The following is a 17,967-nucleotide window of genomic DNA, read 5'->3' as shown; positions in this document are numbered from 1 at the left end:
ATTTTATTGAACTTATTAATATGAAAAAAAATTATTATAATTAACCTTGGAATTAAAAAATAATTTTATAGGATTCTTTTGAATAATTAAAAGAATCCTATAAAGATAGATACTTTTATTAAGCTTTATTTTAGATTAAAGTAAAGCTGAGAAGAGCTTTGAAAATGATTCTTTAATTTTAACAGAAGTTCCTCTCTTAAGATAGTCTTTCCTAGTCAATTCTTTTGAAATAAGCATGTCCTTTTCAAACTGTTTACGTTGTATTTTTGCTATTTCATCTGAGTATAGCATAGCAATTACTTCAAAGTTTAGTTCAAAGCTTCTTGTATCCATATTGGCAGTTCCTATTGAACATACTTCATCATCTATAACTAAGGTTTTAGAGTGAAGGAAAGCATTTTTGTCATAATGATATATTTTTACTCCAAAGTTTAGTAAATCTCCAGCGTATTTTAGATTTGCCCAATAAACAAAGGGGTGATCACCTTTACCAGGTATCATTATTCTTACATCAACTCCAGAAATAGATGCAAGTTTTAAACTATCAGATATGCTGTTATCTAAAATTAAGTATGGTGATTGTATATAAATATATTTTTTAGCTTTTTGAATCATTTCTAAATATGATAATTTGATTTCATAAAAGTTATCAGGGTTAGGGCCACTAGATATTATTTGCATACCACACTTTGAATAATTAGCCATTGTAGAAGGGGCTTGTTCATTTTTATAATCTATTAAGTGGCTTAAATCAATATCTTCCTTAGTAGCATATCTCCAATCAGCCCAAAATCTTAAATCTAAGTCTCTTACTGAGTCACCCATGAATTTTATATGAGTATCTCTCCAGTAACCAAACTTAGGATCTTTACCTAAATATTCATCTCCTACATTAAAGCCACCAACATAGCCTACTTTATTATCTATAACTATTATTTTACGATGGTTTCTAAAGTTCATGTTTATGTTTATTAATCTAAGTAGGGAAGGGAAGAATTCACCAACTTTTACACTAGCATCAATTGCAGACTGAAGTTTTTTTCTATTGGTAGTTCTACTTCCTACAGAGTCATATAATAATCTTACTTCAACGCCAGATTTAGCTTTTTCTTTAAGAATATCTAAGACTTTTGAACCAATATCATCATTTTTAAATATGTAAAATTCTATATTTATGCTTTTTTGTGCTTTCTTTAAGCTTTCTAAAATATCATCAAATAATTCCTTACCATCAAAAAATACTTTAGTTTCCACATCTTTTCTATAAGGTGAGTACTCCATACTTTCAATAGCTTTAATCATATCAGAATGCTTGGCTCTTTTTAAATCATCATTTGAATTATCAGCACTTTTTAATTTTTTTATATATTTATCAAAGAGAGTAAGTTCAGATTTTTTCATTATAAAAATATCTTTAGTATTAACTTTTCTTCCTAAGATTAAAAATAGAATAAAACCTATGTATGGTAATATAATTAATACTAATGTCCAAGAAATTATACTCTTAGAAGAACGATTCTCTTTAAAAATCATATAAAAAATAGTTAATAAATTTACAATATGAACTAAATTAGAGAAAAAAGTAAAAATCATAATTAAGAAGTCCTTTCTATATTTTTTGTACTTGTAAGTTAATAATATTATATACTATTTTAACAAAATATTTATTATAAATAGGTACTTTCTTTGCTATTGAAATCATTATTTTTGACTAAGCTAAAGAAAAGAAATATAATAAAAGGTAAATTCTCACTGTAGTGGAGAAATAAGAGGCTAAAGATAAATAAACTAGTATAATTTATATACTAGATATAAGGAGTAAAGAATATGAATTATTGCTTTCAGTGTGGCACTAAATTAATAAATAAACAATGTAATAATGAGGGGGAGGTTCCATATTGTAATAAGTGTGAAATGTTTCGTTTCCCAACATTTAGTTCAGCTATAAGTGCAATTGTTTTAAATCCTGATAAAAATAAAGTGTTGCTTATGCAACAGTATGGAAGAAAAGATAATATACTTGTAGCAGGATACATTAGTAAAGGTGAAAATGCAGAACAGACTTTAGTAAGAGAAATAAAAGAAGAAACAGGTCTTAATGTTAAAGATTATCAATATATGAAGAGTAGTTATTATGAAAAGACTAATACATTAATGTGTAATTTTATTTGTGTGGTAGATAGTGAAGATTTAAGTCAAATTAATGAGGAAGTTGATAAAGCAGAATGGTTTTCTTTTAAAGATGCATTAAAAAATATTAAAAGCAAAAGTTTAGCTGAGGAATTTTTAATATATGCCTTCAAAAAGATGAATTACATATAATATTTAAATACCCTTATAGAAAAAGCTAGTGGAATATAAAGAAATAAAATTAAGGATATACTTTTAAAGTATATCCTTAATTTATATGGTGACTATTTTAATAGAGTTATTTTTGTATCTATTATTTCTGGTTCTCTCTTAAATAGGAATTCTCCTCTTCTTACAGAGCAGTTAACTCCAACTCTTTCAAGGATTGCATCAAATTCATTTTTAGCATTTAAAACTATGAAGTTAGCATCTTTTCCTACTTCTATACCATATTTGTCTTGGATATGAAGAGTTTTAGCACCATTTGTTGTGATTAAATCTAAGGCATTATTAACTTCATCAACAGACATCATATGACATATGTGAATACCAGCATCTAATATATTCATTAGGTTACCATTTCCTAATGGGTACCATGGGTCTGAGATTGAATCTTGAGCAAAACAAACATTAATTCCTGCATCATTTAATTCTTTAACTCTTGTAAGACCTCTTCTCTTTGGATAAGTGTCATATCTTCCTTGTAAGTGAATATTTTCTGTTGGACATGATATGAAGTTCATTTTTGATAATTTTAAAAGTTTGAATAATTTAAATGCATAAGCATTATTATATGAACCCATAGCACAAGCATGGCTTGCAGTTGTAAGTTCTCCAATTCCATTTAAATAAGATTCTGCTGCTAATAATTCAACAAATCTTGATTGATCATCATCAGTTTCATCACAGTGAACATCTATTAATTTGTTATATTTCATTGCAAGTTCTATAGTTTTCTTAACTGATTTTTCTCCCATTTCTCTTGTGAATTCAAAATGAGGAATAGCACCAACTACATCAGCACCCATTTTTAAAGCTTCTTCTACTAATTCATCTCCACCTTTATAAGAATACATTCCTTCTTGTGGGAAAGCTATGATTTGAATATCTATAATATCTTTATATTCTTCTTTTAATTCCATAATAGCTTTTAATCCTGTAAACTTAGGATCTGTTACATCAACATGTGTTCTCATATATTGAGTACCATATAAAATCTCTTTTTTAAGAGCTATTCTTGCACGTTCTTTAATTTCATCTATTGTCATGTTTCCTTTTGTTTCAGACCATCTTTGAATTCCTTCAAAAAGAGTTCCTGTTCCATTATTTGCACCAGGCATACGAGCTGTATATACATAGTCTAAATGAATATGTGGATCAACATAAGGTGGTACAACAAGATCTCCTTTTAAATCATAAGTTTCTACATCTTTATATTTTTCAGAAAGATTTGGACCTATTTCCTTATAAACTCCATTTTCAACAAGTAAATCAACTAGTGTTTCATTTCCTTTTAATCTAGCATTTTTAAATAAAATAGCTTTCATTTAAATAATCTCCCTTCAGTTTTTGGTATTTTACTAAAAAAATTTACTTATATCATTATTAATAAATTGAAATTTCTATTATTTTTAGTAATGACTTGTCAATAAGGAAAGTTTAGCATGAAAGATTTATCTAGTCATTGTATCAAATATACAAGAAAAGTTTAAGATTACTGTGCACATAAAGAACATATTTTGGTAAATAGATTTGTATTTTTAGTACATTGTCACCAAAAAATACTCATTGTATACTGAGAGCATAGCAAAATTCACATAAAGAATTTTCAATTAAAGCTACATTTAATGAAGTTTTGATTTTTAGCTAGATCTTTAGGTGTGTTTAATTTTGCAAAGGATTACTTTTGTAGAAATTCTTCTTATAGTTCTAGCTAAAAATCAATCTTTAATAAAGATAAGCTGAATAATAAGACAAGAAAAGGGGACTTTATTATGTATGAAAATGTAAAAATGGAAAACATGACATGGAGAGAATTTGCGAAGAAAAAAGATGATGTAATTATATTACCAATAGGATCTACAGAACAACATGGACCTCATCTTCCAACTTGTGTAGATACTGTAATAGCAAATGGATTTGCTTATAGAATTGCTGAAAAAATAAATGGGGTAGTTGCTCCTGCTTTATCATATGGATACAAATCAAAACCATTAAGTGGTGGTGGCCCATTATTCCCAGGAACTATAGATTTAAATGGAGCTACATTACAAGCTTTAGTAATGGATATAATAGACGAATTTGTTCGTGATGGATTTACAAAAATATTTATATTAAGTGCTCATTTTGAAAATGAAGCATTCATAGTAGAAGCTATGGATTTATGTTCTGCAAAATATGGAGATAAAGTACAATTACTTCTTACTAACTGGTGGGATCCAATGTCACCTGACGTAATTGATAAGGTATTTGATGAAGTACCATTCCCAGGTTGGGCTTTAGAACATGCTGCAGTTACAGAAACATCATTAATGATGTATTTTGCACCAGAACTTGTTAGAGAAGATAAGATCATGGATACAGAAAATGCTAGCCCTGCAACTTATTATAGATACCCAATAGAAAAAGATATTGTTCCTGAAACTGGAATACTTGCATCAGCTAAATCTTCATCAGCTGAAAGAGGAAAAATAATAGTTGATGATGTTATTCCAAACATTATCAAGATTATTGACAAAGCTTTTAAATAATATTAAATTAGTATTTGATAAATTTAAGCAGAAAAAGTAGGGGATACTATGAAATTAAAAGGAATTATTTTAACTATGCTATCTTCAATTACCTTTGGTTTTGCCTTTACACTTGGACCAATGACCTATGGTCTTGAAGGAAGCAACCCTGTGACATTAACTTTTTTAAGAAACTTTTTAAGTTTGCCATTTTTATTAGTAATTATTTTACTTTTAAAAATAGATTTAAGAGTAACAAAGAAACAACTTAGAGATCTAATAATACTTGGTTTCGTTGGGAATGCAATAACAACTTTAATGTTAAATATGGCATTTGCTTATATAGATGTTGGAATAGTTACACCTATACATTTTACTTATCCAATATTCGTAACATTAGGCTGTGTAATATTCTTCCACGAAAAATTAAGTAAACAAAAAGTCTTTGCATTAATTATTGCTATGTCAGGGATAGGATGTTTCTTTATTACAGCATTAAATTCAGCATCTTTTGGAAAAAGTACATTGTTAGGATTAATTTTAGCCATAGCATCTGGAATGTTTTATGCATTCTATATTATATTTATGGATAAAAGTGGTTTGAAAAGTGAGCCACCTTTTAAAATAACATTCTATGTAGCAATAGCCTCAACAATAGGTATGCTTATATATGGAATGCTTACAAAGGAACTTGCATTATCTTCATTAACACCTAAAGCTTGGGGATTATCAGCAATATTTGCTTTCTTATGTACAGTGGTAGCATTATCATTATTACAAGTTGGTATAAAATATATTGGTGCTAGTGAAGCTGCGGTTATAAGTACATTTGAACCTATAACAAGTGTTATCTTTGGAGCAATACTTTTAGGGGAAGAAATAACAGTGATGAAAATAATTGCATGTTCATTAATATTTGCGGGAGTATTAATATTATCCTTTGCAAAAGAAAAGACAAAATCTAATATTAAAATAAAAGAATCAGTTACCAATTAATATAATTTGCTAATTAATTGTAATAAAATATGGACTATATAAAAATTGTTTGTAGAATTTTTATATAGTCCATTTTAATATTTTAAATATATAGTAATTAATCTTTATTTAAAGGGTAGTCCACATTATAGCTTATTTTGTAAATTAAGAAATTCAAAAATTAATATGCTATTAAAAAGTTCTAAGTCAGTCATAGCATCATCTAAATCTCTTTGCAAAAGATTTTTTATTGTTGATAATCTGTAAAGTAAAGTATTTCTATGAATAAAAAGTTCCTGGGAAGTTTTTAATAAATGTCTATTATTTTTAAAATAGCACTTTAAAGTCTCCAATAAATTCATTCCATGACTTTTATCATATTCTAAAATAGGACCTATATTTTCATAACAATATTGTTCAACGTCTTTAATTTCAGCTAATTCAATAAACAATCTTATAATACCTAGTTCGTTATATTTAATAATTTTTGAATCGTTATCATACATATCAATCATGGATAAAGCTTTAAAGGCCTCTTTATAACTTGCTTTGATATTAGAATTAGTTTCTCTTATACGGCTAAAGCTTAAGTTCATTTCAATATTTTCTGAATATCTAGAACACATAAGGTTAAAACCAGATTCAATATATTCTAAGGATTTTTTTGCTTCTTCATAATTATTAGCAAATACCAAACTCAATAAATGATTTGCATATTCCATATGTATTAAAGTATAATTTTTTTCTTTTAAACCATCATCCAAAGAATTTGCTATATGCTTACTAATATTCTCTGTATCATAAGGTGTATTTGAGGCTTTTTTCATTTTAAGTATGCAAATATAATGAAATGGTCTTAACCTTATATTATAAAATTCAGCTAAGGCATTTATGTCCTCATGTAATTGATCTTGTGAAAAAAGAAGTGATTCAAGAAAATGCTTACCATTTTTTGCTTCCTCTCTTTTTTGTTCTATTTTTAGAAAAATTTCCTGTATAATATCAATTAGTTTTATATTCCAAGGCATTATAAATAGGGGAAGAGCCTCATTATTTGCTCTATCAATCATGGTATCTGTTATTTTATCTATATGTTTATCATCAATTAAAATAACAATACCTGCAAGTTTCTTTTGAATACATTCTTCAAGTAAAAGTGAGAGATTTTCATCATTATCTTTATAAATAACAAAGAGTAACTCTCCTCCATAAAGCCAATTTGAAATAGATTCTGTTGTCCTTACATAGGGCAAAGAAATTTGGTTATTTAGTCCACTTTCTCCAGCTAACAATTTTGCTTTTGAAAAATACTTAAGTTGAAATAAATCTTTGCAACAAAAACTCATAAAGTCACTCCTTTTAATCCCATTTCATTCCATCTTATTTATTTTACCATTTTTTATAAATATATTAAATATTAATTAATATATTTACATATTTGTTTATTACATTTATATTTTAAGTATGATTTTTTAAAAAGATTGTTAATTTTAGACCTTATTAAGGTCAATAAATTAGAAAGGTTGGAATAAATATGATAAGACCAATTGTTAAGGATGTATTATTTTTAGGACAAAAATCAGAACTTGCAACTAAAGAAGATATAGGAATTATTGATGATTTAGTTGATACCCTAAGAGCAAATTTAGAGAGTTGTGTTGGTATGGCTGCTAATATGATAGGAGTTAAAAAGCGTATACTTGTATTTAGTATAGGAAATATTATAGTTCCTATGGTTAATCCAGTTATACTAAAAAAAGAAAAAAGTTATGAAACTGAAGAGAGTTGCTTATCTTTAACTGGCTTCAGAAAAACAACAAGATATGAAATAATTGAGGTGGAATATCTTGATAGAAATTTCAAGAAGCACAAAGAAACATTTTCAGGATTTACTGCTCAGATTATTCAACATGAAGTTGATCATTTTGAGGGCATAATAATCTAAGCCATGATTCAGATTAGTGAAGGAGAAAGAAAGCAATTTTATATTCATTATATAACAAATTACCTTTAGAAATGATATAAAGAGCTGTAATCATAAATAATAGATATTTTTTATACCAAGAATAAATTTTGATTTGAAAGATATACTTATTAATTTAAGTATATCTTTTATTAATATAGTATTTAATATTAAAAATTTACAGAAAGGTAAGCCCTTGTCTTCCATAGGGATAACCGTATTATAAAGAAATATTAAAATAGTCTTAGATATTGATATAACTTGTCTAAGACTATTTTTATAATTAAATAAAATCATAATTTAGTAAATTAGAATTATGCTATTTCACTAACTGATTTAATATATTTTTGTCCTTCTTCAGCATTAAATTCCTTTTCCCATTTAGATATAACAACAACAGCTAATGAGTTTCCAAGTACATTAACAAGAGTTCTCGCCATATCAACGATACGATCTATACCAGCAATAAAGGCAACTCCTGCTACTGGAATTCCTAAAGAACCAACAGTTGCTAAAAGTACTACAAAAGATGCACCAGGAACTCCAGCCATACCTTTTGAAGTAAGCATTAATACAAGCACTAAATTAATTTGAGCAGAAAGTGGTAAGTGAATTCCATATATTTGAGCAATAAAAAGTGCTGCAATAGATTGATATAAAGTAGATCCATCTAAGTTAAATGAATATCCTGTTGGAATAACAAAAGATGTAATTGCCTTAGGACAGCCAAACCTCTCCATCTTTTCCATAAGCTTTGGTAAAACGGCTTCAGAACTTGCTGTAGTATAAGCTAAAATAAGTTCATCCTTTAAAAGCTTTATAAGTGATATAATGCTTGTTCCAGATATTTTTGCAATAAAGCCAAGAACAAAAAATACAAAGAAGAACATGGCGCCATAAACAGTAATTATTAACTTTCCTAAAGGAATTAATGAAGCTAATCCAAATTTAGAAACAGTTACACCTATTAATCCAAATACGCCAAGTGGCGCAAGCTTCATAATTTGATTAGTAATCCAAAACATTGAATCAGCTATACCTTGACATATTGCAAGGACAGGTTTTCCTTTTTCTCCAATTGCAGCTACACCTAATCCAAACATAACTGAAAAGAAAATAATAGGAAGTAAATCTCCTTTTGCAAGAGATTCAAAAATATTAGTTGGAACAATATTTATAAATGTATCCATAAATCCATGGTTAGATGCAGCTTCTGCTGTACTCATATATTTATCAATATTAGTAGTTGCAAGAGTACTAATGTTTACTCCGCTTCCTGGATGAAATAAATTAGCTACAACTAAACCTATTATAATAGCGAATGTAGTTACAATCTCAAAGTAAAGTATTGTTTTTCCGCCGATTTTCCCTAATTTTTTAACATCTCCAACTCCAGCAACACCAACAACAAGTGATGAAAAGACAATAGGTATGACAATCATTTTAATTAATCTTATAAAAATATCTCCAAATGGTTGTAAATATGAAGTAACAACTGGATTACCATAAAAAACAGCTCCTACTATAATACCTAGTATAAGTCCAAGTACAATTTGAAATGCTAGTCCTAATTTTTTCATTTGTTTAATAGCCTCCTTGAGTAGTTTATAACTTGAAAATCATTTATTTGAAATTTTGATAAATTAAATATATGCAAGAAATGAATAATTGAAATTTCATTTTATAGCATATAGTATATCACAAAAAAATAAACTTAGCTTTATATTTTTTAAAAAAAATTAATTTAATATATGTATTTGTTAATTAAAATTTAAAAAAATTAAATTGATATAAAAATAATTGATGGAAATCCTTCGCTGACTTAAAAAAATGCAAGTTTTGCATTAATAAATAGAATATAATAACGAATATTATGTAAAAATATAAATATTTTATACGTTTTAACATTAAATTTTGATTGGATGTACTTATGAAGTTTTTATATAATATTTAATACGAAATTGCAGTTTTATTATATAGAAAATTGCAATTATATTAATGATTTATTTTAGGGTGAGAAGTTTATGAAAGAAGTATTACACTTAGGAGTTGATATAGGATCAACTACTATTAACCATATAATAAATGAATAAGTCTTTTACAAATATTTAAAAGGTATAGAATTAGATCTAATTCTATACCTTTTTGTTATTATTTATGAATTAATTAGTAAAGATTTTAGTTCATCAAAGCTAGAAATTTCATAAGTAGGTTTTATTGATGTTTCGTTTTTTATCTTGTTAGGGTTGTACCAACAAGTATCTATACCAAAGTTTATACCACCTTGTATATCAGAAGTTAAGCTATCTCCAACCATTAATACTTTACTCTTATCAGAAAAATTCATATGTTTTAGAGTATGCTCAAAGATTTTTGGATCAGGTTTTGAGATTAGTATTTCTTCAGAAATTACTATAGGGTCAAAATATTTTGCTATAGTAGATTGTCTTATTCTTTTATCTTGAACAGAAATAAGACCATTAGTTATTATAGAAAGTTTATAAGATTTATTAAGATTTTCTACAAGGTCAGTACTATCTTCATATAGAAAAGAAGCATCAGCTAAATGATTCATATATGATTTAGCAAAGTTAGCTGCATCAAAATTTATATTTAATTTATCTGATAATCTTTTAAATCTTTCTATTTTTAATTTCTTTTGTGTAATAAGTCCTTGCTCAAACTCTTTCCATATAGCAGTATTTATTTCTTTATATACTTTTAAATGGTAGTTTTCGTCATATGCTATATTAAAGTCAAGCATAGCATTTTTAAAGGCTTCCTTTTCAGATTTTTTAAAATCAAATAGGGTTTCATCTGCATCAAATAGTATAACTTCATATTTCATAATATATCCTCCAGCTTTTGTATTTTTATATAAATAGTTTCATTATTAATTGAATAAGAGATTGTTTATTTATCTTTTTATGATATTTTACATTAAAAGGAATGATTATTAAAGTAGTTTTTTATTTATATCTATTTACAAATTTATATAAATAAAATAATATATTTGTAAAATATAACACTTAAGCTATATTAAGTTATTTATATTTTTAGGGGGAGGAGTTACATGAAGGGGAAGAAATTAAGTGTTTCAGGAGTTATTTTAATAATAAGTTTTTTAATTTATATTGTTTATTTGGTTTCAAGCAATATTTTATTAAACTATGGTATGGAGTTTAGAGAAAGTGTTATAGAATTTATTGCGTGGGATAAGTTTGTATTTGTAATAATGTTGAATATATTAATTATTAGAATAATTATGAAGAGAAAAAAGATAGGAAAAGAAATGAAGTTGTTTTTTACTCTTATATCTTTTTTTATAAGTGCTATTATAACGTTTATTTTTGTTTTAGCACCATATATTTTAATTTCAAGAGTGGAAGCTTTAGCATATAAAGAAGGAAGATTAGTAGTAGCTGCTTCTAGTGATGGATTACATGATTCAAGGATAAGTTTTTATGAACCTATAAATTCTATTGTTATGAAGAATAGTGATATTGAGGATGTACATCATAATGCACCTAACAATTGTTATTATTATGGAAAATCCAACTTTTTAGAAAATCCTGATTTTGATATAAGGGAAGAATCTGATTTTAGGGATTTAAAACCATGGAGTGCAAAGGAAAAATTTAGCCATGAAGTATTTAATTATTTAGGCAACCAAACTTATGATTTCGGGGGTATAGTGATTAAATTTGATAAAAAAGAAACCTGGGTGAAAGAAGCTTCTATAGAAAGAAATATAGTTAAGTATGATGGTGTAAATATAATAGGTGAAAATATTGATACTATTAAAGAAAATATAAGTAAAGCGGAGAAAGATCATGATGACAGTACTATATATGAAGAATTTTTAGATGAAAAAGGTAATAGGAATGTTAGAATTGGTAGAAAATACAGATTTAATACTGAAGATGAGTATAGCATATATTATTATGACACTACTTTAATTCTTGATGATAATGGAATAGTTACTTCAGTTAAATATTTAAATAGGAATTTTGAAGATGTAGATTAAGGTTTATAATCAGTAAATAAAAACTGATTAATTTATTAAAATATAATTTATATAAAAACATAAATACAAATGAGGTTTTTTAGTAAGTTTTGATTTAATAAAATTTTTTATTTCACCTTAGTTTTAAGGAGCTTTTATAAGTCATCACTAAATTTTAAGGTGGATTTATTTGACTTTAAATTAGAGACTTAATTGATAAAACCTCATTTGTATTTTTTTATTTTTAAGAGAACTTTTAATAGGAATAGGTATATAAAAATGTTTTTAAATTTGAGTCTACAGTTTTTAAATAAACATCTACTTCATCTAAACAATTAAAACCTTGGCTCTTATAAAATCCATAATTACATCTATCATCTGTAAATAAGTAAAGAGAAGAGGATTTCATAGAGTGCATATATTTTAAAGAATAATTAAGAAGAGTTTTTCCAATTCCAAGACCTCTAGCTTCTTCAGATACAATAAATAAATTAATGCAACTATCAAAAAGATTTTCCTTTCCATTTAATAATTCTGAGTAAGCTTCTTTTATTTTAATGAATTCAGTTATTTCATTTTGATCTTTAATATTTTCTATAGGAAGAGTAGTTGGATATTTTTCTTCATTTAAAGGGGTGAAAAGATGGTTATAATTAGCCTTATCTCTATCAGCTTTACACAATATAAATCCTAAAACTTTATCACCCTTAGATGCCACTTTAATAAATGAACTTTCACAAATACTTTCCTTAAGGTAAGAGCTTGTTATTACTTTTAAAAGCTCTTTATTATGGATAAACTTATCAAAGTTAAAGGCATCCTTGATTAAGTTTTCAAACTCACATAAATCCTCTTTTTTTACATCTCTATATATTACATCTTTCATAAATATATCATCCTTTCTAAATAAATTTTATCTACAATAAGAAAGTATAAAGAGTGGAGTAACTCCAATGTCAATGCTTATTTTGAAAATATATTCATATAGATAATTTAATGAGATATAATTGAATATATAGTGAGTATAAGAGGTGGGAATATGAAGTTATCTATAGGTGAGGTAGCTAGGTTATTTAATATAAGTAAAGATACATTAAGATACTATGATAAGATAGGAATTTTGAAACCAGAGGTTAATAAAGAAAATGGTTATAGATTTTATGATATAAGACATTTAGAGCAATTAGGATTAATATTAGGAATAAAATATTTAGGAATTTCATTAAGTGAAATTAAAGAGATTACAGAAAATGGGGACATAGAGGATTATTATAATTTGATGCAAAAGCAAAAAAATATAATAAAAGAGAGGATTCTAGAACTTAAAAAATTAGAGGAATCCTTAGATAATAGTGGACAAGTAATAAATAGAATAATGAATTTTAAAAATCAGTATGATTTTTCTAAAGTCAATGTAGAAAATTTAGATTTAAAACTCTATGAAGTGAAGGTAAGAAGTGCTTTAGACTTAGAGAATGAATCTAAAGTAGAGAAAAAATTAATAGAATTAAAAGATGAAGCATATTTTTATTTCTATGAAATAAAGGATAATAAACACATTATAGAAGAAGAAAACTTACTTTTTATAAAATCTAATGAGAATATAGAAAAATTTTTAAAAAAATCAAAGAACAAAGATAAAATTACCTTTAAAAGCATACAGGGAAAGTTTGCTTTAGTAGATTTTTATGGAACTGTAGAAGAAATTCATAATTATATACTTAGCATGAATAAATATTTTAGAGTGGATAAAGATAATTATGCCTTTATAGAATATGAATTTTACTTGCCTAAAAAAAGAGAGGAAGTAAAGTACTTTGTAAGAATATACTTAAGTTTATAGGATAGTGAATTATGGGCTATTTCAAAATAACTTTTGATATATGATATTATTTAGAGTGAAAAATAATAGTTGAAGAAAAGGATAAAAATATAACTGGAAATAAAATTCCAGTTATATAACCAGGGTATTAAATTCATATTACCTTATTTTCAACTAATCTAAATTAAATCATCTAATCCATTAACTGTAGTTTGTTCATCCTCATTAATAGGAATAACTATGCATTTTTGACCATCAATTATTTGAGATTTTATTTCAGGTATTTTTTCAGGTTTTACTTGAAGTACAATATCATATTCACTATTAATATCAGTATTATCTTCAGATTCTTCTAAATTACTTTCTAAGATTTCTTCTGAGTTACTTTCTAAAGTTTCATCAGAAACTAAATCATCATTTTCTGTAACAGAATCTTCTTCCTTGTCCATGGCAGCTTCTTTTTTCACTTCTTCAAGTCTAGTTTTTAGTATTGCCACTTGCTTTTCAAGATGTTCTTCTTTTTTTCTCTGTTCATTTGCTTTTAGAGTTTTATTATCAATTAAGTTTTCAGCTAAAGGAAGATCTTCTCCAAAGCTTTCCACATAAGATTTTTCAATCTGGCTAGTAATATCTTCAGGAATTCCACTTTCTATTAATATATTTTGAACATCCTTATCTGTTAAAGCTATAGGTTCACAGTCAGGAGTATCTTCATACATAGAGTTATGTTCTTCTATCATATTATTTAAATTTTCTTGTACTTCCATAAATACTTTTTCTGCTTTTTCTTCATCTAAGAAAGAATCCTTAATAATTGATTGGAAGGTTTGCTTTTGAATAGTAGCAGTTTGTTTTGAAGTACAACCTAATACATTTTCCATTAATTCTGGATGAGTATCCTTAGCATTTTTAGTATAATACATAACAGAATTCACATCTGAGCTACGATCTATAAAAGCTGGGAATACAAATCCATTGGCAGGGGCTTCAACTACCCAATCTCTAATACGTGCTTTTATTTGATTTTCTTCTTCAAAATATCTAAGACCAGGACCAGAAAGAGAAACTGGACATACTGCACATAAAATATATTCATATACTTCTTCAGATTCATCTACCTTAAGGTTATCCTTAGTTTTAGTGATAACATCATAAGCATCATGGAAAAGAAGTATTAAAAAGTTACCTGTGTAATCATAATTATCTATTACTAATTTATAAAAATCATTAAGAAGTTCATCATCCTTTAATTGACTATTTTTTAATTGCATAAGAGAAACTTGTCTCTCATTAACAAGATAATCATTTAGTGGAAAGTTAAGTTCTAAAATATTGTTTCCAATAGTTCCAGACATTACTTTTTTAGCAATTTCTAAATACTTAAAGTATTCATCTTCATCTAAGTTAAGAAAAGTTTCCCTAAAGTTTAAAATAATATTTTTTTCTCCATTGACATAGCATCCACACATTTTAGTAAAAGTGCAATGGTCTTTTTTTAGACGTTTTTTTAATTCAAGTATATCTTTTTTTCGCATATATAAACTGCTACTCAAAATATGGTCAAGCATATCCATATTGAGAAAATTCCTTCTTCATAGAACCTCGCTTTGCCTAAGCTACTATGATTTTGTATGGTTCTCCAAAGGCTTAAATTCCGAAGTTAGCCCTCCGTACATATATAAGTGCTTTTCATTTTAAGCTATCTTATATTCTTTAGCATTTCTAAGATTAATACTTGCGTTTAAATCCCTATCTATTACAAGTCCACAAGAACACTTATAAACTCTATCTGACAGTTTTAAATCCTTCTTAATCTCACCGCATTGACTACAAGTCTTTGATGATGGATAAAATCTATCAACTATTCTAAGTTCCACATCATTTTGCTTACACTTAGACATTAGTTTAGTTTTAAATTCAAAGAACTTCTGACTTGCAATAGCTTTAGATAAATGCTTATTCTTCATCATTCCTTTAACATTTAAATCTTCAATTGTTATATAGCTTGGTTTTTGCTTTATAATCGAAGATACTATTTTATTTATATAATCAGTTCGTATATTTGTTAATCTCTGATGAAGTTTTTGTACTTTGACTATTTGTTTTTGAATATTTTGACGAGTAACATTTCCTCCTTTTTCTTTTTTATTTCTTATTTTTAAACTTTCATATTTCCTTGAAAGTTTTCTTTGCTCTCTTTTTAAATTCTTTTCTACTTTTTTAATAGTAGATGTTTTATTTATATTTTTAAATTTATTGCCATTTGAACATATTGCAAAATCTTTTATACCTAAATCAATCCCTATCCCTTCATTATTATGATTAAATATTTTTATACCTATATTACTATTAGATATTTTTATATCTGTTTCTTCAACCAATATAGATACATAATATCTATCAGCTTTTTGACTTACTGTACCACTTTTAACTATTGAATTAGTTGGTATATATCCAAATTCTTTTAGTCTAACCCATCCTAAAGTTGGTATTTTGACTCTATGTCTTTCAATAGTCCAATCAGTCTTATTATTCTTAGGAAAATAAGCTTTTACATCTTGATTTTTCTTTTTCTTAAATCTTGGAAAGCCTTTAGCTTTTTTAAAGAAATCTCTAAAAGATTTATCTCCATTCATAATAGCTTGTTTAGTAGCTTTTGAAGATACTTCTTTAATCCACTTCATTTCTTGATTATTAGGAATATATTCATTATTTAACCATTTTGAAAAATCCATTCCACTAACAAACTTTCCTTCTTTCTCGTAAATTTCTTTATTACGAGCAATATAAAAGTTATAGATAAATCTTGATACACCAATAGTTTGGTGTATTTTAGACTTTTGTTCATCAGTAGGATTAATCTCCATCTTGTAAGCCCTTTTCAACTTCTTCATCCTCTCTAACCTTTTTCTTAAAGCTTTAATAACTTCATCTAATATTATTCCTTTATCATTATAATATTATCTAAGAAATTAAATTTAATTTTTCAAATCACCTTTTGGGTCAGAAGTTGAAACTCGTATATAAATAATAATTCTGAAAACTCTTTTGGTCTATAGTGTTTACTAATATAATCCTATACTCTTGTCACTATATTGTACAATATTAGAATATATTTGATTACATTTTTAGTAACTAAAGAGCATCTCCTCAATCTAAACTAATTAATATATTGTCATTATTAAGTATAGTATTTTTTATACATTAATTAAAGATTTTATTAAATGAATTCAGTGTAGATTACATAATATTAGATAAATATAAAATGGCAAAAAACTTTTTATTAATAATTATTTTTAAAAAACAATTGCATTAAAGTAAATAGTGTGTTACTATAAGAGAGTAGCAAAGATGCTAACAAAAAAAGTTTCATTTAGGTAAATAGTTTCTCGTAAATTAGAGATTATTATATCGATTTAGAATCTTTAATTTCAGGAGGAATATTTATGACAGATAAAATAATGACATGTAGAGATTGCGGAAGTGAATTCGTATTTTCAGTAGGAGAGCAAGAATTCTACAAAGAAAAAGGATTCGATAACGAGCCAACAAGATGTATGTCTTGTAGAAGAGCTAAGAAACAACAACAAAATAGAAGATAATTTTGAAGTGTTATAGGCTGTAGTTTTAAACTACAGCCTTTTTTATATTTCCATAAGTTAAGCTTCATTAACAATACACTTATCATTATTTAATTGATTTTTAAATACATTTCTAAAAACAAATCTTACAAAAGGTTGTATTAAAAATAATTGTGTGAAAAATGCAAAGGGGAAATTAATTACAATGTTTTGTAGCCAATTCGCAATAAGTTCTGAATTAAATCCTTTAAAAAGTAAAGCTGAAACAAAGGACATCATAGGGCACATTAAGCAAATTGTTGAACATGTGATTGCTATATTTACTATATAAGGTTTGTCCTCCTTAGGATTTACAATGCTAAAAGCTAATTTAAATGCAAGTGGGCCTGCAATAAAAATATCAAGTAAAAATGCAAATAAAAATTCAATTGAGACTATATTTATAGAGTCTATAAACACTTGATTACACATACCCCCCATCTCTATAGCAAGATTATAAAATACGAATAAGTGAACAGTTATTAGCACTGTTAAAAAAGCAAAAAATAACTGTTGAAATTTTGTCTTTGGCATATAATACCTTCCTCCATTTTCTAAAAATAACTATTTTTGTATTGTTGAACGACAAAAAAACACATGTATGCCTTTGTACCGTAATCAGATTTACGTGCAAAGCACTACATGTGTCGTTTCATTAAGGATTATACTACATATTTTCTTTAAAAGTCAATTTAAAATTAAATTTTTTGATTTATCTAGCA

At 26.3% G+C, this 17,967-nt stretch carries 16 protein-coding genes; 7 read left to right on the top strand and 9 right to left on the bottom strand.

What is annotated here, in order from left to right:
- Window positions 1-135: 135 nt before the first annotated feature.
- Window positions 136-1,593, bottom strand: a complete 1,458-nt coding sequence (gene cls, locus I6G60_RS12640; protein ID WP_003468949.1) for a cardiolipin synthase — start codon at window positions 1,591-1,593, stop codon at window positions 136-138.
- A 234-nt stretch (window positions 1,594-1,827) separates the two neighbouring features.
- On the opposite strand from cls, the gene I6G60_RS12635 reads away from it, so the two are divergent.
- Window positions 1,828-2,322: an NAD(+) diphosphatase gene (locus I6G60_RS12635; protein ID WP_011010013.1), complete on the top strand. Its 495-nt coding sequence runs from the start codon at window positions 1,828-1,830 to the stop codon at window positions 2,320-2,322.
- 92 nt (window positions 2,323-2,414) lie between these two features.
- Here I6G60_RS12635 and codA read toward each other — a convergent pair whose 3' ends face one another.
- Window positions 2,415-3,677: a cytosine deaminase gene (codA, locus tag I6G60_RS12630; RefSeq protein WP_011010014.1), complete on the bottom strand. Its 1,263-nt coding sequence runs from the start codon at window positions 3,675-3,677 to the stop codon at window positions 2,415-2,417.
- 447 nt (window positions 3,678-4,124) lie between these two features.
- Here codA and I6G60_RS12625 point away from each other — a divergent pair, with 447 nt between their 5' ends.
- Window positions 4,125-4,880 (top strand): creatininase, encoded by a 756-nt coding sequence (locus tag I6G60_RS12625; RefSeq protein WP_003457004.1) that lies wholly within the window; start codon window positions 4,125-4,127, stop codon window positions 4,878-4,880.
- A gap of 48 nt (window positions 4,881-4,928) precedes the next feature.
- A complete protein-coding gene (locus I6G60_RS12620; protein WP_011010015.1) occupies window positions 4,929-5,855 on the top strand; it encodes a DMT family transporter in 927 nt (308 codons plus the stop codon).
- 125 nt (window positions 5,856-5,980) lie between these two features.
- Here I6G60_RS12620 and I6G60_RS12615 read toward each other — a convergent pair whose 3' ends face one another.
- Window positions 5,981-7,180 carry a PucR family transcriptional regulator gene (locus tag I6G60_RS12615; RefSeq protein ID WP_110016311.1) on the bottom strand — a complete coding sequence of 400 codons (1,200 nt, stop codon included), beginning with the start codon at window positions 7,178-7,180 and terminating at the stop codon, window positions 5,981-5,983.
- Window positions 7,181-7,368: 188 nt separating this feature from the next.
- Here I6G60_RS12615 and I6G60_RS12610 point away from each other — a divergent pair, with 188 nt between their 5' ends.
- Window positions 7,369-7,779, top strand: a complete 411-nt coding sequence (locus I6G60_RS12610) for a peptide deformylase (RefSeq protein ID WP_003452893.1) — start codon at window positions 7,369-7,371, stop codon at window positions 7,777-7,779.
- A gap of 332 nt (window positions 7,780-8,111) precedes the next feature.
- Here the strand turns inward: I6G60_RS12610 and I6G60_RS12605 are convergent, their stop codons facing one another.
- The gene (locus I6G60_RS12605) at window positions 8,112-9,377 is read right to left on the bottom strand and encodes a cation:dicarboxylate symporter family transporter (RefSeq protein ID WP_003461701.1); all 1,266 of its coding nucleotides are present in this window, start codon (window positions 9,375-9,377) and stop codon (window positions 8,112-8,114) included.
- A gap of 575 nt (window positions 9,378-9,952) precedes the next feature.
- Complete coding sequence (locus I6G60_RS12600; RefSeq protein WP_003456922.1) at window positions 9,953-10,645, bottom strand: YjjG family noncanonical pyrimidine nucleotidase; 693 nt, start codon at window positions 10,643-10,645, stop codon at window positions 9,953-9,955.
- Between the two features lie 225 nt (window positions 10,646-10,870).
- Between I6G60_RS12600 and I6G60_RS12595 the strand changes: the two genes are divergently transcribed.
- Entirely contained in the window at window positions 10,871-11,824 is a 954-nt protein-coding gene (locus I6G60_RS12595) for a cation-translocating P-type ATPase (protein ID WP_025648892.1), read from the top strand.
- A gap of 235 nt (window positions 11,825-12,059) precedes the next feature.
- Here the strand turns inward: I6G60_RS12595 and I6G60_RS12590 are convergent, their stop codons facing one another.
- On the bottom strand, window positions 12,060-12,689 hold the full coding sequence (locus I6G60_RS12590; RefSeq protein ID WP_025648891.1) for a GNAT family N-acetyltransferase: 630 nt from the start codon (window positions 12,687-12,689) through the stop codon (window positions 12,060-12,062).
- A 153-nt stretch (window positions 12,690-12,842) separates the two neighbouring features.
- Here I6G60_RS12590 and I6G60_RS12585 point away from each other — a divergent pair, with 153 nt between their 5' ends.
- Window positions 12,843-13,646 (top strand): MerR family transcriptional regulator, encoded by an 804-nt coding sequence (locus tag I6G60_RS12585; RefSeq protein WP_110016310.1) that lies wholly within the window; start codon window positions 12,843-12,845, stop codon window positions 13,644-13,646.
- 158 nt (window positions 13,647-13,804) lie between these two features.
- On the opposite strand, the gene I6G60_RS12580 is transcribed toward I6G60_RS12585, so the two are convergent.
- Together I6G60_RS12580 and I6G60_RS12575 are read right to left on the bottom strand one after the other, a co-directional pair.
- Entirely contained in the window at window positions 13,805-15,160 is a 1,356-nt protein-coding gene (locus I6G60_RS12580) for a DUF4317 domain-containing protein (RefSeq protein ID WP_110016312.1), read from the bottom strand.
- Window positions 15,161-15,319: 159 nt separating this feature from the next.
- Window positions 15,320-16,510 (bottom strand): RNA-guided endonuclease InsQ/TnpB family protein, encoded by a 1,191-nt coding sequence (locus I6G60_RS12575; RefSeq protein ID WP_337250396.1) that lies wholly within the window; start codon window positions 16,508-16,510, stop codon window positions 15,320-15,322.
- A gap of 561 nt (window positions 16,511-17,071) precedes the next feature.
- On the opposite strand from I6G60_RS12575, the gene I6G60_RS12570 reads away from it, so the two are divergent.
- Window positions 17,072-17,227 carry a zinc-ribbon domain-containing protein gene (locus I6G60_RS12570; RefSeq protein ID WP_003452954.1) on the top strand — a complete coding sequence of 52 codons (156 nt, stop codon included), beginning with the start codon at window positions 17,072-17,074 and terminating at the stop codon, window positions 17,225-17,227.
- A 57-nt stretch (window positions 17,228-17,284) separates the two neighbouring features.
- Here the strand turns inward: I6G60_RS12570 and I6G60_RS12565 are convergent, their stop codons facing one another.
- Window positions 17,285-17,779: a DUF2798 domain-containing protein gene (locus tag I6G60_RS12565; protein WP_110016309.1), complete on the bottom strand. Its 495-nt coding sequence runs from the start codon at window positions 17,777-17,779 to the stop codon at window positions 17,285-17,287.
- Window positions 17,780-17,967 lie beyond the last annotated feature (188 nt).

Origin of the sequence: Clostridium perfringens, from assembly GCF_016027375.1 — a bacterium.
In the GTDB taxonomy this organism is placed as follows: Bacteria; Bacillota; Clostridia; order Clostridiales; family Clostridiaceae; genus Sarcina; species Sarcina perfringens.
This window is presented reverse-complemented; position numbering and strand designations above follow the sequence as displayed.